This is a genomic window from Marinobacterium sediminicola (assembly GCF_022343685.1).
Lineage (GTDB): Bacteria > Pseudomonadota > Gammaproteobacteria > Pseudomonadales > Balneatricaceae > Marinobacterium > Marinobacterium sediminicola.
The window spans coordinates 613,421-637,559 of the sequence record NZ_CP092123.1; the positions used below are offsets into that span (position 1 = coordinate 613,421).

Below are 24,139 nucleotides of genomic sequence, written 5' to 3' on the forward strand. Positions count from 1 at the left end.
TAGCTATTTGATTTTAATCGATTATCAGGGGCAGTTATTAGGATTGAATGTTTTTTTGAAAAAATATTTCCAAATTGATCGGTCAAATTGAAACGAGTTTTATTTGATCCATAGTATTGCACATGGATTCACCACAGGAACCCTTGACCATGTCCATTGATGCCTATCTTCGTCCGATCAACCATTCAGAAACACTGTTGATCAATGAACTTTCCGACCAGCTGGCGGCCAGCCGTCAGGTCTACCGTTTCGGCTTTGGCCAGTCGCCCTTTCCGGTACCGGCAGGGGTGACTGAAGTGCTGCGTCAGCAGGCACATGAGAAGGCCTATTTGCCCGTGCAGGGCTGGAAACCCTTGCGTGAGGCCGTCGCGGCCTTTCATCGCCAGCAGGATGCAGTTGACTGGCAGCCGGAGCGGGTGCTGGTGGGGCCCGGCAGCAAGCTGTTGATCTACGCGGTAATGGCTGCCTTCACCCAGGCTGAGGTACTGCTGGTATCCCCCAGCTGGGTATCCTATGAGCCCCAGGCAAAACTGGCTGGCCATAAGGTGTCACGTGTGCAGGCTGACGCGGCCAGCGAGTGGCGGCTGACCCCGGCAATGCTGGAGGCCTTCTGTGAAACACGAGAAAACCCGGAGCTGCCCCTGTTGCTGGTGCTGAACTACCCGGGCAACCCGAGCGGGACCACCTACAGCGAGGAGCAGTTGCGTGAGCTTGCAGCGGTGATGCGTCGCTATGGTGTACTGGTCATCAGTGACGAAATTTATGGCATGTTGCACCACCGCGGTGAGCATCGCTCTCTGGCGCGATACTACCCGGAAGGTACCCTGGTCACCGGCGGCTTATCCAAATGGTGTGGTGCCGGTGGCTGGCGTCTTGGCGTCCTGCATGTGCCTGAAGCACTGTCAGACAACCTGCTGCCACGGTTGCTGGGCGTAGCCTCCGAAACCTGGTCGTGTGTGGCCGCGCCGGTTCAGCAGGCCGCTGCCGAGGCATATCGTTTTGGGCCGGAAGTGGAACACTATGTCCAGCGTGAACGGCAGATACTGTCTCAGCTCGGCCAGCAGGCTGCTGACCGGCTTAACCAGGTGGGGGTCCTGACAGCATCTCCCGAAGGCGGGTTTTATCTGTTCCCTGACTTTGGGCACTGGCGCAAGCGGCTGGAGGCTTCCGGTATTTCAACTTCGAACCAGCTTTGTAGTCGGCTGCTCGAGGAAGCGGGGGTGGCTCTGTTGCCGGGCACGGCCTTCGGCATGCCTGAGCAGGAGCTGGTTGCTCGTCTCTCCTACGTCAACTTCGATGGGGCTGCAGCCCTGCAGGCAACAGAGGCCGAGCTGGTGGAGATTTTTAAGCCGGTCATGGATGGACTTGAGGCCATTGCCAGCTGGCTGAGCGAAAGCAACCTGGCCGTGGCGTAAACTGGGCAACTCAGAGTTGCCGGTTTTGGGTGTCTTATTGATTCTGCAAATGCGAGAAGATTGCGCTCTTTTTCGCAAAGTCAGAATGACGGTTTCAATAAGGCTCCCATGGAACTCAAACATGTCAAAATTCGCTCCGCGCTGCTGCTCATTCTTCTGGTGTTCAGCGGTCTCCTGGTTCTGATCAGTGTCACTGCCTGGTGGACGGCCAGAGAGGCTCACCAGGCACTGACCCAGCTGAATCGAATCACCGAAACCCAGACGGTGCCGGTGACCAACACTTTGATCACCGTTCTGCGGGCGCGCCTGGCGGTGATTGGTGCCGAGGCAGAGTATCAGAACGGCAATCTGGAGAATGCGAGGCACAGTCACGATGCTTCGAAGCGATTCGCGCAAGAAGCGGCGGATACCTTCCGGACATTCCAGCAGGCTGAAACGTCTCCGGCTACCGCCCCGATAGCACGGCAGGTGTCGGCTCGTTTTGAGCAGTTCCAGCAAGCAATCCAGCAGTTGAACCTTGCCTTGAACGGTCGTGACCGCAGTGCTTTTCTGGCGGCGAACCTGAAGGCGCGCGAAGCCAGTGAGGGTTACTATGCCGCACTGCTCGATTTTCAGCGGGTGCAGGCAGAGGATCGTCGTGTGCGCATGGTGCAGGCGCAGTCGGCCTATGACAGGTCAATCTTTGGGGCCGTGGGGTTAACGCTGTTGTCGCTGTTGCTGGTTACCGGGAGTCTCTGGTATGTCCGTCGTTATGTGACCGCGCCTCTGCAGCTGGCGCAGGCGCATTTCCGGATGATGGCGCAGGGGGACCTGACTCAGGATATTGATACCTCAAGCCGGAATGAGATTGGTGACCTGTTCAAATCGCTGCACGAAATGAAGCAGGCCAAACGCAACATGATCCGCGCGTTGATGGCGTCCTCCAGCCAGCTGGCCGCAGCTGCCAAAGAACTCAGTGCGGTAACAGACGAGAGCCAGCGCGGGCTGCAGGAACAGAGCGATCAGCTGCAACAGGCGGCCACGGCTATTACCGAGCTCAGCACGGCGGTAGACGATGTGGCCAATAATGCGTTGAGTACCTCTGAGGCTTCTCAGGCATCTAACGCACTGGCCGCCGAGTGTCGCCGTGGTGTACAAGCCACCGTGGGCGATATTCACGCGGTTGTGGAAGGTGTGGAACAAACCTCGTCACAGGTTGCACAACTGGCAGAAAACAGTCGCAATATTGGCCAGATCCTCGATGTGATTCATGATGTGGCCGAGCAGACCAACCTGCTGGCACTGAATGCGGCGATTGAAGCTGCCCGGGCTGGTGAGGCCGGGCGCGGGTTCGCGGTCGTTGCCGACGAGGTGCGTACACTTGCCCAACGAACCCAGGCATCGACGACTGAGATCGAGAAGCTGATTCAAAATATGCGTCAGGGTACCGACAGCGTGATTCGTGCCATGGATCTCTGTCGTGGTTCCGCCGAGCGCACCCTGTCTGGCGCCGGGATGGTGAGCTCGGCACTGGAGGAAATCTTTGGCTCCATCAGTCAGATCAATGACCGTAACCTGATCATCGCCAGTGCGGCAGAAGAGCAGACACAGGTTGCACGAGAAGTGGATCGAAATCTGATCAATATCCGTGATCTTGCGGCACAGACCGCCGCGGGTGCCAACCAGACCAGCGCCGCAAGCCAGGAACTTGCTCGTTTGGCGGCAGAAATGCACGATAGGGTGGTGCACTTTCGCACCTGATTCTGTTGCTTTATCTGATCAGGCCGGTGTTACACCGGCCTTCAGGTGCGGGCCCGTCATTGATCGGTCTGCTTCCCTTTTCAGTCGTCGCCTTTGCCGTTCAGCTTGCGGGCCTGCTCTGCCCAGTCGGCAAGCTGCAGCTGCACCATCCCGTTGACGGTGGACGGTGGGTAGCGGCCGTCGCTGTCGGCACGTCCGGCGTCGCGGTCAAACAGCAGCTTAATCAGCTGATCAAGTGTGCTGACAGCATGGATGGCGAAGCGTCCTTCACGGCAGGCATCCACCACTGATGGGTCCAGAATCAGGTGTGGTACGTTTGCCGCCGGAATAATCACCCCGTGGCTGCCGTCCAGCCCGCGCGCCTCGCATAACTCGAAAAAGCCTTCGATCTTCTCGTTCACCCCACCGATGGCCTGGACCTCCCCTTGCTGATTAATTGATCCGGTCACGGCGAAGCTTTGTTTCAGAGGCAATCCGCAGATGGCCGACAGCAGCACACAGAGTTCAACTGCCGATGCGCTGTCACCGTCTACCGGGCCGTAGGATTGCTCGAACACCAGGCTGGCGTTCAGGGAGAGGGGCTGGTTGCGAGCGTATCGACTGCCGATGCAGGCGGCCAGAATCATTACGCCCTTGGAATGCACTGGCCCGCCAAGCTTGGTTTCTCGCTCGATGTCGAGCATGCGACCGCTTCCCATGCGGGCGGTCGCTGAGATCCGGTTGGGCTTGCCGAAGCGCTGATCGCCGAGTTGGTAAACCGCCAGACCATTGGCCTGGCCGATGGCCATGCCGCTGGTGCTGATCATCAACGTCCCTCTTTCGATCTGCTCCTGAAGCAGTTCCGAAAACTGGCTGCTGCGGTAACGCTGCTGAACGATGGCCTTGTGGACATGCTCACGTGATGCCTGAGATGCGCCCTGACGCAGTGCCCAGAAGCTGGACTCGCGCAGCAGATCGATCAGCTGGCCTCGATTCAGTGACAGTTTCTGGCTGTCGTCCATTTGCCGGGAGCTGTGTTCGACCACCGCTTCCAGTGCGCTGAGATCGAAGTGGGCCAGCCCCTCCTCGCGAATCAGCATGGTGATGAGTCCCAGATAGTTTTCCAGGTTTGCCCGGTCTCGGTCGAAGCCCTCGGCGAAGTCGGCGTAGACCTTGAACAGGGTGGTGAACTCGGGATCATACTGCTTGAGCAGATAGTAGAGGCGGCGGTCACCGATCAGAATCACGCGGACATCCAGTGGCACGGGTTCAGGTTCCAGCGAGCGGGTGCCGCTGACGCCGTAGATCTTTTCCAGCGGGTCGATGCGCAGTTCGCGGTTGCGCAGGGCGCGCTTGAGTCCCTCCCAGGCGAAGGGAAAGGTCAGCAGTTTCTGGGCATCAACGACAAGATATCCACCGTTGGCGCGGTGCAGGGCTCCGGGCTGAATCAGGCTGAAGTCGGTCGTCAGCGTACCGAAATGGGCTTCATATTCGATACGGCCGATCAGGTTCTGGTAGCTTGGAATATCTTCAAATACCACCGGTGCGCCGCCGTTGTGGTTCTGGCTTACCAGCATATTGACCTGATAGCGGCGGAACTTGGCCGAGCGAGCCCGCTTGTGCAGCGGAGCCCGTTCCTCCTCTTCGGACGGAAAGAAATCGTCTACGTTTTCGATCAGGTCCTGATGAATGGTGTCCAGAAAGTCGAGCACCCCGGCATGCCCGCCATAGGTCTGGCGCAGGTTGTTCAGCGCCGGGTCGATCACGCCCCGGGTGGTTTCCTGTTCCAGTTCACGGATACGGCTTTGATGCTCCTGGTGCATTTTCGGAACTTCATGAATCAGCTCGGTCAACTCCTCATTGAGGGTGTCGATCGCCCTTTTGATCTGTTCTCGCTCTTCCTCGGGGAGTTGCTTGAACTCGTCCGGGGTCATCAACTTGCCGTCCCGAATGGGACCCAGAGTATAGCCGCCCGGCGTGCGCAGCAGGGTAATGCCAAGCTCGTGTGCCTTTTTGCCCAGCGCCTTGAAGCTCATCTCTTCGCGTTGCTGGAATTCATCGTTCAGCGCCTGCAACTGGTTGCGGTACTCGTCGCTCTTGAATTGAGCCGGTATCCGCACCATCAGGATCTCGATCAGTTTGCGCAGGTCCATGTGCAGCCGATGCCCGGTGCCTTGTGGCAGGATGAGGACGCAAGGCTGGTTGGGGCGCTCGAAATTGTGGATATAGCAGCAGTCACTGGGGGCTTCGCCGCTGGCTGACTCGGCGCTGATGATGCGGGAGACCAGTTCGCGCTTGCCAACGCCGGTGGAGCCACTGACAAACAGGTTGTAACCCTGGTGCTCCATGCCGATGGCAAACTGGATCGCATCCATGGCACGGGTTTGGCCCAGTGCCGAGTAATCGGGCGTGATATCTGCCGTGGACGAAATACCGAAAGCGGAAAGATCACAGCTGTGGCGTAACTGTTCGGGGGTGAGCGGCGTGTCCATGACGTATCCCTTTAGATCAGATCAGACTTAAGGTTAGCAGGGCCAGCAGAATCGCGAGGGTCAAGCCGGGCCAGAGAGAGCGGCACAAACTCCAGTGTCCGGCGAAGAAGGCCAGTCCACCCTTGACCAGAGTGTTGGTGATGGCTGCCAGGGTGATGCCGGTCACCGCGGTATCGGCGGCGATACCGTCAATCGACATGCGCGCCAGCGTCAACGTAATGGCATCAACGTCGGTCAGACCCGCAACGATGGCGACCAGCCAAAGCCCCTGTTCTCCCATGTGTGCCTGAATGCCATGCGCAATCAGCATGATGACCACCAGCAGGGCACCGAACTGGAGTGCCGGCAGTAACTGAAAGGGTTGAGCCGTTACCTTGCTGGCATCAATACAGCCGAACGGCTCCTTGCGATGCCAAAGCCAGAAGGCGCTGGCTGCACAGCCCAGTGTCATCGCCAGCATCGGTGGCCAGAGGTCGGGCAGCAAGCCCGGGTTGACCACGGCGACTTCGAGCAGAATGCGAGGATACATGATCGCAGCTGCCAGCAGGATGCCGCAGGCAAGCAAGCGGGGCAGGGGCAGATGCGCGTTCATCCGTGCCAGGCTCAGGGTCAGCGCCGTGCTGGAAGCCAGACCGCCCAGCAGGCTGGTAATCATGATGCCCTTGTCTGGCCCGGTCAGGCGCATGGCAAAGTAGGCGGTCAGGCTGATCCCTGCGATCAGCACCACCAGCAACCAGATTTCATAGGGGTTGAGGGCATTCCAGGGGCCGTAGGACTGGTTTGGCAATACCGGCAAGAGCACGGCTGAAATCAGGGCGAGTTGGAGAATGCCGCGGATTTCGGAGTCGCTCAGGTGCTCCAGGGCGTGATGCAGGGTCTGCTTGAAATGCAGCACGATGGTGGTCATCACGGCCGTTGCAACGGCCAGTTTGAGATCGCCCACTAGGGTAATAACACCAATGAGATAGGTAACGATACCGGCGATCACGGTGGTCATGCCGTAGTCATGGTCTTCGCTGGAGTCGAGCCAGTGCGCCAGACCAAGCAACAGGGTGATACCGATGCCGATAGCAATGCTGATGCCCGGCCCCAGAGTCGGCAACAGGACAGCGGTCAGGGCACCGGTGACCGCAAGCAGACCGAAGGTGCGGATGCCGGCAATGCGTCCGCCCGCACGAATGTTGCGTTCATGCCAGCCGCGCTGCAGGCCGATAAGCATGCCCAATGCCAGCGCCACCAGTACATGCAGTAGTTGAGAGTTGTCCATAACGCCTCCGCCAGGGCTGTTCGACGCGATACTTCAAGCCTATCAGATTAGAACAGAATAATTGTACCGGGCAGGTTCCGTGCGGAAGTGGTGGCAATTGTGGGGAAGAAAAATCAGCGGGCATTCAGGGGACGATTGTCCCTGAACGCACCGGTAAGATTCTGGCAGTGGGTTTATTCGCTGAACTGCTGGCGCAGCTGGCAGATCTGCTCGAAGTGGGCGAAGAAAAGATCGACCAGCTCGGGGTCGAAGTGCTTGCCACGGTTGTCCCGAATCAGCGCAGCAGCGTCCTCGATTGACCAGCTTTTCTTGTAGGGGCGTTCTGAAGTGAGCGCATCGAAGACATCGACGATCGCCACGATACGCCCTTCAATCGGAATTGCTTCTCCGGCAAGCCCCAGAGGATAGCCGGAGCCATCCCACTTTTCATGGTGTGAGAGCGCTATGCTCTTGGCCATCTGCAGCAGCGGGTCATTTTCGTTGGCGCCATCCAGCAGCTCTGCGCCAATCAGCGTGTGCAGCTTGATCTGGTCGAACTCTTCGGGCGTCAGCCGGCCTGGCTTGCGCAGGATGGCGTCCGGGACGCCGAGCTTGCCGATGTCATGCATGGGGGAGGCGTTAAAGATCAGCTTGATCTGCTCATCATCCCAGCCCAGAGCCCTGGCCAGTAACGCGGCACCATGGCTGACTCTGAGGATATGACTGCCGGTTTCCTCGTCCTTGTACTCGGCGGCACGACCCAGTCGCTGCACCAGATCGAGGCGGCTGTTGTAAAGCTCCTCGGTGCGCTGTTGCACCAGCTCTTCCAGCACGTTTTTCTGGTCATGGATCATGCGCAGGCCCATCTGCAGTTGCAGCAGGTTGCCAACACGCATCAGCAGTTCATCACGGTCGAAGGGCTTGGTGATGAAGTCACGCACACCCATCGACAGGGCTTTCAGGCGGAAAGACTTGTCGTGCTGCGCGGTCAGCATGATGACCGGCGGCAGCATCTCGGGCTCCAGCGCCTTGATGGCCTCCAGCACTTCGAATCCATCCATCCCCGGCATATTGATATCCAGCAGTACCAGGTCAAAGCGGTGCTGCTGGTACTCCTCGACAGCCCGACGAGGGTCGCTGATCAGGGAGAGCCCGTCGTATCCCTCCAGTGCCAAAACGCGCTCGACCAGCCGCAGATTGACCGGCTCGTCATCCACCACCAGTATGCGGGAGTGGGTGAGCGTGTTATTGAGAGACATTCGGGTTTTCTCCCTTCATATTTAAGAGCTGCTCGGTGGTTTCAAGCAGTATTTTTACATCAAGAGGTTTGGTCAGGTAGCTGTCAAAGCCGGCTTCAAGGCCTCTTTCGACGTCATTGTGCATGGCGTTGGCCGTCAATGCCATCACCGGTGTATGCATGAGTGTCGGTTCTTTTTTCATCAGTTGAAGCAGTTCGTAGCCATCCATCTCGGGCATGTTGATGTCGAGTATGATCAGGTCCGGCTGGTGTTGTTTGGCCAGCTCCAATCCCAGGCTGGGGGTATGGGCGTCCAGCATGACGACATCTTTCAGACGGTTCATGAGTCCCCGTAACAGCTTGATGTTAGAGGGGTTATCATCAACATACAAAATGGTTTTCATGGGCGTTGTATCCTTGGCGACAAGCGCCTCCGTGATGTCCTCAGCGGTGGGTGAATCCTCTGCGCTGTCCAGGGATAAGGTAATCCAGAAACAGCTGCCTTCGTTCGGGGTGCTGTGCACGCCGATGGTACCGTCCATCAGTTCCATAAGTTGCTTCGCCAGCGTCAAGCCGACACCGGTTCCTTCAATACCGGAGTGATCTGCATCCAGCCGGTTAAAGGGTTGAAACAACTGCTTCAGGTTCTCGGTGGAGATACCGGTACCTGTATCCTGAATGCTCAGTTTGAATCGGTTGTTTTCGAGCATCTGGCCGCTGATTCTGACCAGCCCCTGCTCGCGATTGTATTTCACCGCATTGGACAGCAGGTTCAGAATCACTTGTTTCAGTCGAGTCCTGTCGGCCATGGCATGACGGGAAGTCAGCGGTAATGTCTCGATGCGAATCTGCTGCTGGTCAGCCAGCGGTCGAATCAGGCGAGTACACTCATCGACAAGGTCTGCGATTGAAACCGACTCCAACGACAGTACCATGCGTCCCGACTCAATCCGGGCCAGATCGAGAATGTCGTTGATCAGTTCCAGCAGGTGATTGCCGGCGGTAAGAATTTCGTGAACGCTTTCCTTGTGCTCGGGTGCCAGGTTGCGGTCGTATTCCATCAGTTGGCCAAATCCAAGAATCGCATTCATCGGGGTGCGCAGTTCATGGCTCATGTTGGCCAGAAAACGGCTCTTGGCCAGATTGGCTGCTTCCGCCTCCCGTGCGGCTGCGGCCATATGCTCAATATAGAGGTGGCGGCTGACGATACGTGACGCCGACAGCCAGGCGATCAGGGCGAGCAGGAGCAGGGTAAAGCCCAGCGTCAACCAGCTGGTTACCGACTGGAACGTCGTACCCAGCGTATGCCTGGGTTGACGGTGAACCAACGCCGTCCACCGTATCAGCTCCGGTGAGATGACAGACTCAACGGATAGTGCGTGAGTGCCCGGCATGACTTCAAGCAGCGGTATGTCCAGCGTCAGAACGTTGGCAACGGGTGTCACAATTGGCTGGTGAGTGGCGCGCTGGAGCTGGGCCCATACCTCAGGATGATCCTGCTGGTAGTTGAGATCTGCCCGGTCGCGTATGGACCCCCATTCATGGCCGGGGTAGCTGCCAATCAAATAGTCCCCTTCATGGCTGATCAGCACCGCGGTTCCCTGCTGTATCAGGGCAAAGCGATCGCGAATGTGGGAAAGCATCTCTTCCAGTCGGTAGTTGATGACGAGAACCCCGCGGCGCTCATTGCGGCCATCAAACACCGGCGTGGCGATACGAATCATCGGCTGGAACGGAATCTCAATTTGACCATGTTCGACGTTCAGATCAGCCTTGGAAATAAACACCTTACCGGCTGGCAGCGCCCGGGACTGCTGGAAGTAATAACGACCAGATTTATCCTGCAGCTGGTCTTCGGCAACGGCGAAGGCGACACCGTCCTGATGATCGATCCGAACATGCTCCTGCCCTTGAAGATCAATAAAGCGAATTTGGGCATAGGTGCCCAGTCTGTTCGACAAGAGTTCGAAAAAATTCTCCAGGCGGGCTTTGTGTTCGGGGGTGGGCTGATGCAGAAAGGTGGTCAGGGCCGGCAAATGAGCCAACAGCAAAGCGTCATCGGCAGCGCGTCTCAGTTCGGACTGAACCAGCTGTTTGGATTCTTCCAGGTGGTGCAGGTGCAAGATGTCGAGGGCTTTGTTTCGCTGGGCTTCAAAAGCCTGCAGGATCGGATAGCCGATGGCCAGCAGCAAAGCCGTCAGCAAGAGGAAAATTGCGCAAAACAACCCGAGCGTGGAGCGAGACAGTGTTTCGATCCGTAATATGCGAACTGCTCGGGCAAAATCAGACCGGGCCATGCTCTTTTTCCTTGTCGAGGCCGAGTATCGTCTCAATCACTTCAAAAAAGGCAGGGACGTTCAGAGGCTTGGTCAGGTAGTGTGCAAAACCGGCATTCAGCCCCTTTTCAATATCCTTGGTCATGGCATTGGCGGTGAGCGCAATGATGGGGGTCTCAACAAAAGCCGGTGTTCTTTTCAGAATGCTCAACACTTCATAACCATCAAGCCCGGGCATGTTGATATCCAGAATAATCAGGTCCGGATGATGTTGCCTGGCGAGTTCTAGACCCAGATCGGGGGTATGCGCGTCCAGCAGTCTGATCCTGCTGTGATGGCTTATCAGCCCACGGATAAGCTTGATGTTGGAGGGATTGTCGTCCACATAAAGAACGGTTTTCGTCATCCCCTCAGGGGCATCAGGCAGGGTGTTCTGCGGCTCACTGTCAGAGCTGTTCAGGCTGTGAGGCTGGCTGTCCCATGGAATGTCAATCCAGAAACAGCTGCCCTGGTTCAACGTGCTTTGTGCGCCGATGGCGCCGCCCATGCATTCGATCAGTTGCTTGCTAAGGGTCAGGCCAATGCCGGTTCCTTCGATACCGGTTCTTTCCGCGCCCATTCGGTTGAAAGGCTGAAAAAGGTTCTCAAGCTGTTCTGCCGGAATGCCGCGCCCTGTATCGGTAAATTGCAGCCGGACACGTTCGTTCCTGGTAGCAACGCATTCAAGGGTGACAGTACCCTGATCGCGGTTGTACTTCACCGCGTTCGACAGCAGGTTCAATATCACCTGTTTGAGTCGAGTCTTGTCAGCGGTCACGCGAACGCGTTCCAGGTTATGAACGTTTAAGCGGATGTCGCGGGTATTGGCCAAGGGGGAGACAAGGCTAATGCACTCGTTGACAAGGCCAGACAGCTCGACGGGTTCAAGTTACAGGGTCAAGTGCCCGGCCTCCACCTTGGCCAGATCGAGAATTTCATTGATCAGGTCGAGCAGGTGACGTCCCGCCTTCAAAATTTCGTGCACGCTCTCCTTGTGCTCCGTGGGAAGGTCGTTGTCATACTCCATGAGCTGGCCGAACCCGAGGATCGCATTCATCGGGGTACGCAGTTCGTGGCTCATGCTGGAGAGAAACTGGGACTTGGCACGGTTGGCTCGCTCGGCTTCGTTACGTGCGGCGATCAGCTCCCGCTCGTGTTCCTTCATTCGCGTAATGTCAGTACGGATAGAGACGAACTGATAGGGTTTGCCCTGATCATCCATAAAAGGGGTGATCGTGGATTCGACCCAATAGAAAGAGCCATCCTTACGGCGGTTGCAGACTTCGCCCTTCCAGAGCTGGCCAGAGGTGATGGTGCGCCACATATCCTGGTAAAAGGCGGGATCGTGAACGTCGGATTTCACCAGGCTATGGGTCTTGCCCAGCAACTCTTCACGGTTGTAGCCACTGATTTCGCAAAACAGGTCGTTGACGTATGTAATACGTCCCTGAGCATCCGTAATACTGACGATGGCGTGGTGGTTGAGTGCAGCGTATTGTCGCTCCCACTCATACTCAAAGCGTGAGGAGCCTGCGTCTGGCCTGATCATGTCAATCATGTCTGTTGTCTGGCACTTTCCTGGTGTTTTGAGCTGGGCTTGCAGCTCCGGTCATCAGCAGCAAGATTCTGTGAAGTTTGAGCAGAGGCATCGTCGGACTACTTTTATCATCGGCCATAGCCGGTGTGCTTCTGCCATAACGGCTATTAAATTCTGCCTCAGACGCCAAACTGATCCAGTGACCATTTTACCGGGGGCGGGAGCACCCGGGATCGAAGCAAATGATGCAGGAAATATGCTTGTTTATAATGATGGCGCTATATTAAGACAGTTCATATACATGGTAAATGTAAGTGTTTTGATCTTGACGGTTTTTTCTTGGATCAGTGGGGGAATTCCGACAAGAGCCGGATTGTCATATGGTGAAATTCTGGTTGGGGCTATCAAGAAAAGCAAAAAAAAGCGCCCAAAGGGCGCTCAAGGCTTAGAGCATCAGAAAAAACTTACATCTGCCCGGTTTCTTCGTAGCGCTGGTGCCAACTCAACGCTTCCTCAAGCAGGTGTGGAGTGTGCATGCCGCGACCAGAGTGCAGCGCACGCTCGTAATAGTCGATCAGTGCAGGACGGAAGTCCGGATGAGCGCAGTTATTGATGATTTCGTGGGCGCGCTGGCGTGGTGACAGGCCACGCAGATCTGCCAGACCCTGCTCGGTTACGATAATCTTGACGTCATGCTCCGTGTGATCCACGTGAGAAACCATTGGCACTATCGCCGAAATAGCGCCGCCTTTTGCCGTCGACGGTGATACAAAGATCGACAGGTAGCCGTTGCGGGCGAAGTCACCGGATCCTCCAATACCATTCATCATTCGTGTACCCATGATGTGAGTGGAATTGACGTTACCGTAGATATCCGCCTCAATCAGTCCATTCATGGCTATGACGCCAAGACGCCGTGCCAGTTCCGGGTGATTCGAAATATCCTGTTGGCGCAGAATGATCTTGTCGCGGTAGAAGTCGATGTTTTCATCGAATTCCTTGATGCCGTCCGGGCTCAGGGAGAAAGCGGTTGCGGACGCGACCTTCAGGGTGCCGGACTTGAGCATCTTCAGCATGCCGTCCTGAATCACCTCGGTGAACGCGGTCAGTCCCTTGTAGGGGCCGGCATCCAGGCCTTCGAGCACGGCGTTGGGGATGTTGCCTACACCGGACTGGATCGGCAGCAGTTCTTTCGGCAGACGGCCCAGCTCGATCTCCCTGTTGAAGAACTCGAGGATGTGCCCGGCGATCTTCTTGGAAACGTCGTCGCTCGGCTTGAACGGCGAGTTGCGATCCGGCGCGGCGGTTTCCACCACAGCGATCACTTTTTCCGGCGGGCAGGCCAGATACTGCTCGCCGATACGATCAGCCGGGTCGGTCAGCATGATCGGCTTGCGGTTCGGCGGCAGAGCGGTGCCGTAGTAGATGTCGTGCATCCCTTCCAGCTTGGCATTCTGCCTGGAGTTGACCTCCAGAATGATCTTGTCGGCCTGCTCGATCCAGGTCTTGTTGTTACCAATGGAGGAGGAGGGGATCAGGCTGCCGTCTTCACGGATTCCGGCCACTTCGATCAGAGCAATATCCATCTTGCCGAGGAAGCCGGACCAGGCGTACTGGGACACCTCGGAAAGGTGGTAATCAACGTAATCCATGGTGCCGTTGTTGATGCGGCTGCGGCAGATGGGGTCGCTCTGGAACGGCAGACGCATCTCGATGCCATCCACTTCGGCCAGAACACCATCCAGTTCCGGCGCAGTAGACGCGCCAGTCCACACGTTGATGCGGAAGGGCTTGGTATTTTCGGCGTTCAGGTGACGGATGCGCTCAGCGAGTGCGCCCGGTACCGCTTTTGGGTAACCGGCGCCGGTAAAACCGCTCATGCCGACATTGGCACCTGCCGGAATCAGCTCGGCCGCTTCTTCGGCACTCATAATGCGCTGGCTGAGTACTGGGCACAGGATTCGTGACGTATCAGGCATATTCAATCTCACGTCATATTGTTGACAATCTTGTGATTTAGACTTGTGTCTGTTTTTTGTACAAGATAGTGGGATCGCCATTCTATCAGTGATTTAGAGGGTTTTGAGAGCTGGTAAGGGTATGTGTAATAGTTCTTTAGTCTAGTTTTTGAAAAATATTGTAGACATTGTTGCGGTTTTGTAGAAACTGAGTTGCAAACTGAGCAACCTCTTGCCTCCTGTCAGGCTGATGGGGGCGGTGAGACCGATGTCATCAGTGCTGCAGACGGACATAAAAAAACGGGCCTTAATGGCCCGTTTTTGATGGAATGCACAGGTTGGCGCTCAGTCAGCCTGCGGCTTGGGTTTGCGTTTCATCATCGGCATGGAGCCGTCACCCAACGAAGGCCCTTTGGGCGCTGCACTGTTGCCCGCAGGTTCACTTCGACGCTTGCCGACTTGCTTGCGGTCACGGGAGCGTACTTTATTGGCTGCCGTTTTCTTGCTGCCTTTACTGTCGGTTTTCTTCTTTTTGCTGCCAGCAGCCTTGCCGGATGCCTTCAGTTTTTTCGGGCCCTTATAGCTGCCTTCCACGCCCTTGATGGTCCGGCGCTCGAATTCGAGTCTCAGGTAGCGCTCGATGCTGGCCATCAGGTTCCATTCGTTGTGAGCGATCAGGCAGATGGCCAGGCCTTCGCGTTCCTGACGACCGGTACGGCCGACACGGTGGAGGTGTTCGTCGCCCTTGCGCGCCATGTCAAAGTTGACCACCAGATCCAGGCCCTCGATATCAAGCCCGCGTGCAGCGACATCGGTCGCGACCAGGATGTTGATCTTGCCGCTGCGCATCAGCTCCATGACATGCTTGCGCTCGTCCTGGCTCATTTCGCCATGCAGGACACCCGAGCGGCGGTTCTGGCGCTGCAGGCTCTTGGCCAGCCACTGTGCCTTGTCGCGGGTGTTGGTAAAGATGATCGCCTTGTCATAGGTTTCATGTGCCAACAGCCACTCGACCAGCCGCTCCTTGTGCTTGTCGTCATCGGCCAGAATGATCTGCTGACGAATCTGTTCCTGTGAGCTTTGTGGGGTGTTCAGAATCAGCTCTTTGGGCTCGTTAAGCACTTCCGGCAGCAGCGCACGTACACCGCGATGGGTCAGGGTGGCAGAAAACACCATTGACTGACGCTCGGCGCGGCAGACGTTGATGATCGCCATGACTTCGTCGCGGAAACCCATGTCCAGCATGCGATCCGCTTCATCCAGAACCAGAAATTCCAGGTCATCAAAGTCCAGCGTCTGACGTTCCAAATGTTCGGCCAAACGGCCGGGAGTGGCGACCAGAATCTCCGGATTCTTGCGCATCTCGGCCGCCTGCTCCTTGAAGCCTGTGCCACCGCAGACGGTCATGACGCCGATGCGTGTATAGGCTGCCATATCCTTGACTGCCTGACAGACCTGTTCGGCCAGTTCGCGGGTAGGCGTCAAAATCAGGCCCCGGGTGCCCGTGTTGGGGGCGGGAGCATCCAGAAAATGCTGGAGCATGGGTACAACGAACGCGAGCGTCTTGCCGCTGCCGGTTTCTGCGCCCACGATCAGGTCGTGGCCATTCAGGGCTTCCGGCAAGGCTGCCTGTTGTACGGGGGTGGGCTGGGTAAAGCCCAGTTTGTCGATCGCCTTAAGCAGGCGATCATGCAGCATCAATTCAGCAAACACGTTGAGTTCTCGCATGGTCATGTGTGCACGAATCCTAGCAAATTCTGGCTGCTCTGAGGATGTAAAATGATCCAGATAGTCAAACTCCCTGTCGCCGGGGGATCGCTCAACCTGTGCCTAGGTTGTTAAGACGTTTGTCCACAGTTTCTGTGGATACAGCCAGACCGGCCAGGGGTTTTGGAAGGCTGCGGAAGCTTTCGAGAGGATTTGAGATGCATGGAAGGTGATCTACCCCGCAGACAGGCATGCCTGGGCTTTGCTACATTGTCAGTCAGGGCACTTGCCGACTCTGGTCATCACAGTGAGAGGTCATATCCGTGCCGATACGCTTATCGCTTATCCCCAATCTTGTTTTGTGTCTGTTGCTGGTTGGCTGTGCCAGTCGAAATTCAGTGCCGCCACAAAGTCATTTCAACGATGCTCAACGTCACCGTCTGCTCCAGGTCTTTGCCGATTGGGCAGGCACCCCATACCGGTTTGGTGGCAATGATCAAAAGGGTGTCGATTGCTCCGGGTTTATCCAACAGGTTTTTTGGCAGCTGGACGGTCGGCTGTTGCCCCGCACAACTGAACAGCTGGCTGAGCTTGGAGGCAGGGTCCGGCTGCAGAAACTGCAACCGGCTGATCTTATATTTTTCAAAACCGGGGAGAAGCAGCGTCATGCCGGGATATACATTGGCAATGGCGAATTTATCCATGCATCCACAAGTCGGGGAGTGATGATCTCTCGACTGGATAATCCCTATTGGCAGGATGCCTGGTGGATGGCAAGGCGGCTGGCTCCGGAAGAAGTTATTAACAGGAGCGTCGATCTGTCCCTCAAGTCGGCAGAATAACTTTTGCAATGTGGAAAAGAAGTCTTGATTATTGTGACGGAATGCCGTTTTGGCTAAAAAATAGACGGTTGTTCGGGGTTGACAAACCGGTGTTGATTAAAACTATCACCTGCGCGATCAAGAAATGTACGCTTTTTAAATATCCATATAAATCAATTAGTTATTTATATGCTTTTCACTCTTTCCAAAAGTTATCCCGATGTTTTTGCACAGAATATGTGAGCAAAAAAGGGATGGTTTTCAACAAAATTTAATGTGTTCGGTTGTTGTGGGTAATGGTGTGTGCAAACTGCGGGATAGAGTGCAATTCGAGTCTGGATAACGCATCGGTGTAAATAATCCGGAATCGTTTCGCATGATCGAGGTGAGCAGTGCTGTTTTTCGATAGAATGTCTTTATTTAGCGTCAAGAGGAATATGCCTTGAGGAAAATGTGGCTAAGGTTCAGTGTCATTCTGCCTCTGGTCGTTGTTCTGGCTGCTTGTTTGCCGTCGTCCACTCCTCCCCTGAAACTGGGGACCAACCTCTGGCCCGGTTATGAGCCCCTGTATCTGGCACGGCAGCAGGGGCTGCTGTCTGAGGATCAGGTTGCCTTGGTCGAGTTGCTCTCGGCCAGTGAGGTTATGCGAGCTTTTCGTAACGGTGCGATCGATGCGGCAGCACTGACGCTGGATGAGGTCATCAGCCTCAGGGCCATTGGCCTGAAGCCGGTGATTGTCCAGGTGGCCGATATTTCCAATGGCGCCGATGTGATTCTGGCTCGGCCCGGTATTCGTGCCGTTAACGACTTGCAGGGCCGTCGGGTTGGCGTCGAAGCAACCGCTCTTGGGGCATACATGTTGTCACGAGCGCTGGAAATGCATCAGATGTCACCGGACGATGTGGAAGTGGTCAGGCTGGAGGTCAACGAACATCGGGAGGCGTTCTTGAGCGGTGCGGTGGATGCCGTCGTAACCTTTGATCCGGTCCGCCAGCAGCTGATGGAAGCCGGAGCGGTAAAGGTGTTCGATTCGAGCCAGATTCCAGGTGAAATCGTGGATGTGCTGGTCGTGCGCGAATCTTTGCTGAAAGAGCGTCATGACCAGATTCAGCATCTGGTACAGGCCTGGCAGCGAAGCCTGGATCTGGTTCGCTCGCAGCCAAGGTCTTCGGCGGAAATGATGGCCGAACGCCTGAAACTGACACCGGACGAAGTGCTCAAGAGTCATGAGGATCTGGAGCTGCCCGGTTGGCAACGCAGTCGAAATCTGATGGGCAAGACCTCTCCGTTACCTCAGCAGGCGGTGAAACTGGCTGACAGCATGTTTCAGCACCAGCTCATCGACACAATTCCGGATCTGGAGGGGCTGATCTACAGCCATTACCCCGTCGAATGAGTCTTATCAACAACATCCCTCTGCGCCGGGTTATACCGGCGACCATTCTGGTATTTGCAGTGGTCATGCTGGTGCTGTCGTTTGCCGTCATCAAGCCCTTCGTTGGTGAACTGTTGTATCAGAATCTGGAATCGGGACTGCGCTCAACGCTGAACCGCTTGCAGGGGACTACCGAATATCTGCTCAGCAAGGGCGACCTTGAGGGCGTGAGGCGAGAGGTTGCTGCCACCAGCGCGCACATCGAGGTGAAAAACCTGCTGATGATCGACGCCAGCGGCAAGGTGGTAGCGGCCAGTCAGCTTTCGTATGTAGGGCAACTGATTAACAGTGTGCCTATTCATTACGAGTCGTCGTTGATCGACGAGGTCAAGGCGGGCTGGAAGCCGGCCTATCATCGTCAACAGCAGGGTGAAAATACCATCTACGGTGCGGCCCCTTATCTTTATCCCGATACTGAAAACGGGTTTCGGGAGCGCAGAGGACTGGTTATTCTGGAAGTCGATATCGACCGTACTCTGAACCAGGTTTACCGGCGTCTGGATACTCTGTTCATGTGGGTAGGGATAGCCGTAGTAGTGTTGGCCGGCTTTTCCTGGTTGCTGCTTGAACGAGCGGTCAACCGGCGGCTGGTACGGATTACGGATACGGTTCACCGGCTTGCTGCTGAAGACTTCAGTCACCGAACCCTGCTACAGGGAAAGGACGAACTCAGCATGCTGGGCCAGACGCTTGACCAGATGGCCGACCGTCTGGAGCAGAACCGTTATCAGCTGGTGCAGGCCAACCGGCAAATGGAAAATATCCTGCGCTTCATACCGTCGATGGTCTACATCAAGGATCCGGAAGGGCGTTATCGCCTGGTCAATGAACGTTTTGTTCAGGTGCTTGGAGAGCCGGACGAAGGCGGAACAACCGTTTTTGATGTGCTTCCTGAGCCTTTTGCCAGCGAGATTGCGGATCATGACCGCAGAGTGCTTGAAAGCAGAGAAGCGCGCCAGTTTCATATCAGTTTTCCGGTGCAAGGCGAAATGCACAACTGGTTCATGGTCAAGTTTCCTCTGGTCAATGAGGAAGGGCAGGTGTATGCCATTTGCACGGTAGCGACGGACGTAACCGAGCAGGAACGTAACGAGAACCTCGCCAGAATTGCGCAGCGCGTCTTCGAGCACACTACGGAAGGGATCATGATCACCGATGCGGAGAATCGCATCGTCGATGTCAATCAGTCCCTGGTGGAGATGACCGGTTACACGCGGGATCAGTTGCTGGGCCAGCCGCCGTCACTGCAGCGATCAGATCAGCAGGACGCAGGCTTCTATGCCAGCATGTGGAAGGCGCTTCAGACACAGGGCAAGTGGAGTGGTGAACTGATCAACCAGCGCGCAGACGGTCAATACTATCCGGTTCGCCTGTCGATCAGCACCATCCTCAATCGGCAAGGTGAGCGCGATGGTTTCTTCGGCATCTTCCAGGATATTACCGAGGAGAAAAAATCGGAGCGGGATCTCCACCTGCTGGCGTATCACGATACCTTGACCGGGCTTTTCAACCGTACCGAGTTCATGCGCATTCTGGCAGATGCGCTGAAGCGAGGAGAGCGGTATGGCGAGCCCTTTGGCCTCTTGTTTATCGATCTTGACCTGTTCAAGGAGGTCAATGACAGCTTTGGCCATGCCGCCGGCGACAAGTTGTTGTGCCAGGTCGCCGAGCGATTGCGCGGCTGTTTGCGTGAGACGGATCATGCTTTCCGTCTGGGAGGGGATGAATTTACAGTGCTGCTGCCAAAGGCGGGTCACGACAGTGACTTGACGACGGTTGCTGATAAGCTGATTGAGCAGCTGCGCGAACCATTTCTGATCGAGGGACAGAAAATACAGATCGGTTGCAGTATTGGCATGGTCAGTTATCCCAGAGACGGCAGTGAAAGGGATACCCTGCTGGGGCATGCTGATGCGGCCATGTACTTTGCCAAGGAGCAGGGACGTGGACGCTACGCCTTCTTTGACCCACAGATCAATGCTCGCAACCAGCGTGTGATGAAGATCAAGACCGGTCTGAATCAGGCTTTGGAAAAGCAGGAGCTGAGTCTTGTCTATCAGCCGCGTGTGCACTCGGAAAGCCGCAAGGTGACAGGCTATGAGGCGCTGCTACGCTGGAACAGCGAAGAGCTGGGTTCGGTCTCACCTGCAGAGTTTATACCCATTGCTGAAACCACCGAAGTGTTGGGGCAGATGACTGCCTGGTTACTGCATCAGGTCGCTCAGGATTTGTCCCACGAAGTCATGCGTGGCAAGCAGGTGAGTATCAACCTGTCACCGCGTCAGTTCCAGACCGGCAACTGGGCCGCAACGCTCAAGGCGACCATCGAGCAGTACCGATTGCGGCCCGACCAGCTCTGTATCGAGGTGACGGAAAATGCGCTGGTTGAAAACTTTCAGGCCACGGCTGCTCAACTTGAAGAGATGCAGGCGCTGGGTGTGGAAGTGGCGATTGATGATTTCGGGACAGGGTATTCATCGCTGGAGTATCTCAAGCGACTGCCAATCGACTATCTCAAAATCGACCGCTCCTTCGTGCGTGACATCGAAACAGACGCGGATGATCGCGTGATCGTCGAGACGATCATCGTATTGGCCCATTCGCTGGGGCTGCAGGTGGTCGCGGAAGGGGTGGAAACATCGGCGCAGGCGGAGTTCCTTCAGGCACGGGGTTGTGACGAGCTGCAGGGCTACCTGTTTTCCGCACCGCGTCCGCTGTCCGAACATGGTGAACAACAGGTAAAAATCTAACCGTTTCTGAAAGTTAAGTAATTTTTTTCAAAAAGGGTGTTGACAGAAAATCTGAACTCTATAAAATCTGCGCCCATCCTTTGGAGGGGTGGCTGAGTGGTCGAAAGCACCGGTCTTGAAAACCGACGAGTCGAGAGGCTCCCAGGGTTCGAATCCCTGCCCCTCCGCCATTAAAGGATGATGATTTGAGCAGTTCCTCGATAGCTCAGTTGGTAGAGCAGTAGACTGTTAATCTATTGGTCCCTGGTTCGAGTCCAGGTCGAGGAGCCAAATCATGAAGGCCTTGCCTGTCTGGCATGGTCGCTGCAAAGAGCGGGTCGTTAGCTCAGTTGGTAGAGCAGTTGGCTTTTAACCAATTGGTCATAGGTTCGAGTCCTATACGACCCACCACTCTTCGCAACCGGAGGGTCGTTAGCTCAGTTGGTAGAGCAGTTGGCTTTTAACCAATTGGTCATAGGTTCGAGTCCTATACGACCCACCACTTCCGGTTCTTTCCTGTCTTTTCCCAGTGTTTATTATCTCTTCCGGCATCCCTGCCGAAGATCCGCTTTTGTGATTCAGTAATCAATCCCGGTTATTTCGAGCCAGAGTTCATCCCCATCTCCACGCTGTATCGTCACTTCATCGCCCACCTGCTTCTTCAGCAGCTGACGGGCGAGAGGCGCATCTATACTGATATAGCCTTTGGCCGGATCAATTTCATCGGCTCCGACGATACGGTAGCGGCGCTGATGGTCTTCTTCATCCAGCAGCGTTACCCAGGCGCCGAAAAAGATACGGCTGGTGTCGTCAGGAGCGCGGTCCACGACCTTGATATGTTCAAGACGCTTGGACAGGTAACGGACGCGTCGATCGATTTCACGCAGCTGTTTCTTGCCGTAGATGTACTCGGCATTCTCTGAACGATCGCCTTGAGCGGCTGCTTCCTTGACCGACTGGGTGACTTCGGGGCGCTTGACCTTCCACAGGTAGCGTAGCTCTTCGTTGAGCCTGTCGTAGCCTTCCTGCGTAATGTAGGGAGAACTTTTCGGTTGGGGTGGTCGCCAGCGTCCCATGACTCATCTGCCTCTTGATCAAAGAAAGAACCGAATAAAAATATAAAGAATTACAGTCAGTTGCCGATAATACCAGCTCCAACGGAGGTAAGATGCAGACTGACAGTATACAAGCACGAATCGAGACCTATACGGCCTCGCTGCCACAGGCGGTGCACTCGCCCAATGGGGCGCAGTTCGCGTTTCTGCTCAGTCTTATCGCGTCCAATCAGGAGATCTACCGACCTCAGCCCCAACAGTCGCCGGGTGAAGGTTTTGCACTGCCGGGACAGGCCCTGAGTTATCCGGATCCCGCTCAGCTGCACACCTCGGAAGTGGTGGATCGCCTCAATCACTCCATCAATGATCCGATCCCCGGTGATTACGCCTTTCTGGTCAGCCGGCTTGATGTTCAGGCACGTACGCCGCGTGCACAGGCATTGGCATCGGATCGCTTTGAACAGGTGGCGTTGTACGCCGCCAGTAATCTGGCAGGCACGATCGCAACGGCACGTCAGAGCATCAACGTGAAAGCCTGACAGAAGGCTTCAATTATGCTTTCCTAGGCGCTTTTGCGTTTGCCCCCAAGGATATCCATGTCAGAAAAATCTCAATCCAGAGCTTTTGTTCTGGGCCTGTCGGCGGTACTGCTGTGGTCCACTGTCGCCACGGCTTTCAAGCTTTCACTGCAACAGATGTCGCCATTGCAGCTGCTGGCGTGGGCCGGTCTGTTTTCAACTGGCGTGCTGGCGGCTGGCGTCAGCTGGCAGCAAAAATGGCGTGAGTTGGCAACCCAATGGCGTCAGCGTCCGTTGTTTTATCTGGGGTTGGGGGCATTGAATCCGGCATTGTATTATCTGGTGTTGTTTCGCGCCTATGACTTGTTGCCTGCGCAGCAGGCGCAGGCGCTGAACTATACCTGGGCGTTGACGCTGGCGCTGCTGGCGGTGCCGCTGCTGAAGCAGAAGCTGCAACGGGTGGATCTGCTGGCGATGCTGCTGGGTTATGGCGGTGCGCTGGTGATCGCGACTCGTGGCAACCTGCTGACACTGGAGTTCGACAGTGTGCCGGGCGTAGCACTGGCACTGTTCAGTACGCTGATCTGGGCGCTGTACTGGATTCTGAACGCCCGTGCGGAGGGCAGTCCCGCAGTCAGTCTGTTGCTGTGTTTCCTGTGTGGCACACCGCTGGTCTGGGGATTGATGCTCTGGCAGGGCGAGTCAATGCTGCCTTCCTGGCAGGGGCTTCTGGGGGCTGCATATGTGGGGCTGTTTGAAATGGGGCTGACATTCATGCTCTGGTTAGGGGCCATGCGTGCAGCGACCCATGTCAGCCGCATCTCCAACCTGATTTTCCTGTCGCCCTTTCTGTCACTGGTATTTATCTATTTCCTGCTGGATGAGCCGGTTGCCCCGGCCACGTTCATCGGCCTGGGGCTGATCGTACTGGCTGTTGTCTGGCAGCAGCGAGCGGCCCGCTCAGAGCCAGCGCCAGCGGCGGAATAACCAGAACAGGCCCGCGACCATCAGGGTCAAGGCGCCGAGGAACATCAGGAAGGCGTTTTCGTTATCGGCTCCGGGAATACCGCCGACGTTGATGCCCAGCAGCCCGGTCAGGAAACCCAGTGGCAGGAAAATTGCCGAAATGATCGAGAGGACATACATGCGCTGGTTGAGCTGCTCACCTTGTATGCTGGCCAGTTCCTCCTGGGCCATGGCGGCGCGTTCGCGCAGCATGTCCAGATCCTCGATATGGCGCAGCAGTCGGTCACTGATCTCGCGCAGGGCCAGACGGGTATCGGTGGTCAGCCAGCCCAGGCGCTCGCTCTGCAACTGGTTGAAGGCATCGCGCTGGGGTGCATAGTATCGGCGCAGGCTGATGCTCTGGCGGCGCAGATTGCGCACCGCGTGTCGCATCTCGCTGCCGGCCTCGGCAAGCAGATCCAGCTCAAGTTCGGACAGCTGGTCGTCCAGCGTCTCGACAGTAGTGCCCATGCGCTCTACCAGACGGTCGTTGAGCTGGACGATCAGCTCTGCACTGTCAATGGGGCCGCAGCCATTGTGCAGGTCTTCCAGCAAGCGGCTGACGGACATCAGGCGGCGTTTGCGGGTGGAAATGATACGCTTGTCCGAGATGCAAAGCCGGATGGAGACCATGTCTTCAGGGTCGGCACCGGGATTGGTGTTGACGCCGCGCAGTGCCAGCAGCAGGTGCTCACCGAGCACGGCGGCGCGGGGGCGGGTATTTTCCGCCAGCAGGGCGTCAATCGCCAGTTCGGGCAGTCCGCTATGATGTTCCAGCCAGAAGCGGGAGCCTTCCTCGGTGTAGTCCAGGTGCAGCCAGAGAGTGCCCTGTTCTGGTGTCCAGTTGTCGACTTCGGCAGGGGTTAGTGAACGGGCACCGCCCTGACCATCGAGCAACAGAGCGTGGAGTGGAGTCAATTCGATGGTCATATGGCTCTCCCTGATCAATC

17 protein-coding genes and 4 tRNA genes are annotated in these 24,139 nt (G+C 56.2%); 11 read left to right on the top strand and 10 right to left on the bottom strand.

Annotated features, from left to right (window positions below):
• Window positions 1–149: 149 nt before the first annotated feature.
• Together LN244_RS02900 and LN244_RS02905 are read left to right on the top strand one after the other, a co-directional pair.
• Window positions 150–1,415: a pyridoxal phosphate-dependent aminotransferase gene (locus LN244_RS02900; RefSeq protein WP_239041357.1), complete on the top strand. Its 1,266-nt coding sequence runs from the start codon at window positions 150–152 to the stop codon at window positions 1,413–1,415.
• A 108-nt stretch (window positions 1,416–1,523) separates the two neighbouring features.
• Window positions 1,524–3,155, top strand: coding sequence for a methyl-accepting chemotaxis protein (locus LN244_RS02905; protein ID WP_239041358.1), 1,632 nt, complete (start codon window positions 1,524–1,526; stop codon window positions 3,153–3,155).
• A gap of 80 nt (window positions 3,156–3,235) precedes the next feature.
• Here LN244_RS02905 and LN244_RS02910 read toward each other — a convergent pair whose 3' ends face one another.
• From LN244_RS02910 to LN244_RS02945, 8 genes are all read right to left on the bottom strand, one after another.
• Window positions 3,236–5,626, bottom strand: a complete 2,391-nt coding sequence (locus tag LN244_RS02910) for a Lon protease family protein (RefSeq protein WP_239041359.1) — start codon at window positions 5,624–5,626, stop codon at window positions 3,236–3,238.
• Between the two features lie 16 nt (window positions 5,627–5,642).
• Entirely contained in the window at window positions 5,643–6,893 is a 1,251-nt protein-coding gene (locus tag LN244_RS02915; RefSeq protein ID WP_239041360.1) for an MgtC/SapB family protein, read from the bottom strand.
• Between the two features lie 173 nt (window positions 6,894–7,066).
• On the bottom strand, window positions 7,067–8,131 hold the full coding sequence (locus LN244_RS02920) for an HD-GYP domain-containing protein (protein ID WP_239041361.1): 1,065 nt from the start codon (window positions 8,129–8,131) through the stop codon (window positions 7,067–7,069).
• Entirely contained in the window at window positions 8,118–10,406 is a 2,289-nt protein-coding gene (locus LN244_RS02925) for an ATP-binding protein (protein ID WP_239041362.1), read from the bottom strand. The genes LN244_RS02920 and LN244_RS02925 overlap by 14 nt, the downstream gene beginning before the upstream one ends.
• Window positions 10,393–11,256, bottom strand: a complete 864-nt coding sequence (locus tag LN244_RS02930; RefSeq protein WP_239041363.1) for an ATP-binding protein — start codon at window positions 11,254–11,256, stop codon at window positions 10,393–10,395. Before LN244_RS02930 ends, LN244_RS02925 begins: the two co-directional genes overlap by 14 nt.
• Window positions 11,257–11,313: 57 nt before the next feature.
• Window positions 11,314–11,982: a PAS domain-containing protein gene (locus LN244_RS02935; RefSeq protein WP_239041364.1), complete on the bottom strand. Its 669-nt coding sequence runs from the start codon at window positions 11,980–11,982 to the stop codon at window positions 11,314–11,316.
• Between the two features lie 443 nt (window positions 11,983–12,425).
• Complete coding sequence (locus LN244_RS02940) at window positions 12,426–13,940, bottom strand: acetyl-CoA hydrolase/transferase family protein (RefSeq protein WP_239041365.1); 1,515 nt, start codon at window positions 13,938–13,940, stop codon at window positions 12,426–12,428.
• Between the two features lie 324 nt (window positions 13,941–14,264).
• Window positions 14,265–15,653: a DEAD/DEAH box helicase gene (locus tag LN244_RS02945; RefSeq protein WP_239041366.1), complete on the bottom strand. Its 1,389-nt coding sequence runs from the start codon at window positions 15,651–15,653 to the stop codon at window positions 14,265–14,267.
• A 371-nt stretch (window positions 15,654–16,024) separates the two neighbouring features.
• Here LN244_RS02945 and LN244_RS02950 point away from each other — a divergent pair, with 371 nt between their 5' ends.
• From LN244_RS02950 to LN244_RS02980, 7 genes are all read left to right on the top strand, one after another.
• Window positions 16,025–16,468 (top strand): C40 family peptidase, encoded by a 444-nt coding sequence (locus LN244_RS02950; protein WP_239042357.1) that lies wholly within the window; start codon window positions 16,025–16,027, stop codon window positions 16,466–16,468.
• A gap of 430 nt (window positions 16,469–16,898) precedes the next feature.
• On the top strand, window positions 16,899–17,843 hold the full coding sequence (locus tag LN244_RS02955) for an ABC transporter substrate-binding protein (protein ID WP_239042358.1): 945 nt from the start codon (window positions 16,899–16,901) through the stop codon (window positions 17,841–17,843).
• Window positions 17,840–20,632 carry a bifunctional diguanylate cyclase/phosphodiesterase gene (locus LN244_RS02960; protein WP_239041367.1) on the top strand — a complete coding sequence of 931 codons (2,793 nt, stop codon included), beginning with the start codon at window positions 17,840–17,842 and terminating at the stop codon, window positions 20,630–20,632. The genes LN244_RS02955 and LN244_RS02960 overlap by 4 nt, the downstream gene beginning before the upstream one ends.
• A gap of 82 nt (window positions 20,633–20,714) precedes the next feature.
• A tRNA-Ser gene (locus LN244_RS02965) sits at window positions 20,715–20,802 on the top strand.
• Window positions 20,803–20,826: 24 nt separating this feature from the next.
• Window positions 20,827–20,902, top strand: a tRNA-Asn gene (locus tag LN244_RS02970).
• A 44-nt stretch (window positions 20,903–20,946) separates the two neighbouring features.
• Window positions 20,947–21,022, top strand: a tRNA-Lys gene (locus LN244_RS02975).
• A 15-nt stretch (window positions 21,023–21,037) separates the two neighbouring features.
• Window positions 21,038–21,113: transfer RNA gene (locus LN244_RS02980), tRNA-Lys, on the top strand.
• A gap of 76 nt (window positions 21,114–21,189) precedes the next feature.
• Here LN244_RS02980 and greB read toward each other — a convergent pair.
• Window positions 21,190–21,687: a transcription elongation factor GreB gene (gene greB / locus LN244_RS02985; protein WP_239041368.1), complete on the bottom strand. Its 498-nt coding sequence runs from the start codon at window positions 21,685–21,687 to the stop codon at window positions 21,190–21,192.
• A 92-nt stretch (window positions 21,688–21,779) separates the two neighbouring features.
• Here greB and LN244_RS02990 point away from each other — a divergent pair, with 92 nt between their 5' ends.
• On the top strand, window positions 21,780–22,205 hold the full coding sequence (locus tag LN244_RS02990) for a hypothetical protein (protein ID WP_239041369.1): 426 nt from the start codon (window positions 21,780–21,782) through the stop codon (window positions 22,203–22,205).
• A 57-nt stretch (window positions 22,206–22,262) separates the two neighbouring features.
• Complete coding sequence (locus LN244_RS02995) at window positions 22,263–23,171, top strand: DMT family transporter (protein WP_239041370.1); 909 nt, start codon at window positions 22,263–22,265, stop codon at window positions 23,169–23,171.
• On the opposite strand, the gene zntB is transcribed toward LN244_RS02995, so the two are convergent.
• Window positions 23,145–24,119 carry a zinc transporter ZntB gene (zntB, locus tag LN244_RS03000; RefSeq protein WP_239041371.1) on the bottom strand — a complete coding sequence of 325 codons (975 nt, stop codon included), beginning with the start codon at window positions 24,117–24,119 and terminating at the stop codon, window positions 23,145–23,147. The two genes, LN244_RS02995 and zntB, sit on opposite strands and share 27 nt — an antisense overlap.
• Window positions 24,120–24,139: the final 20 nt, after the last annotated feature.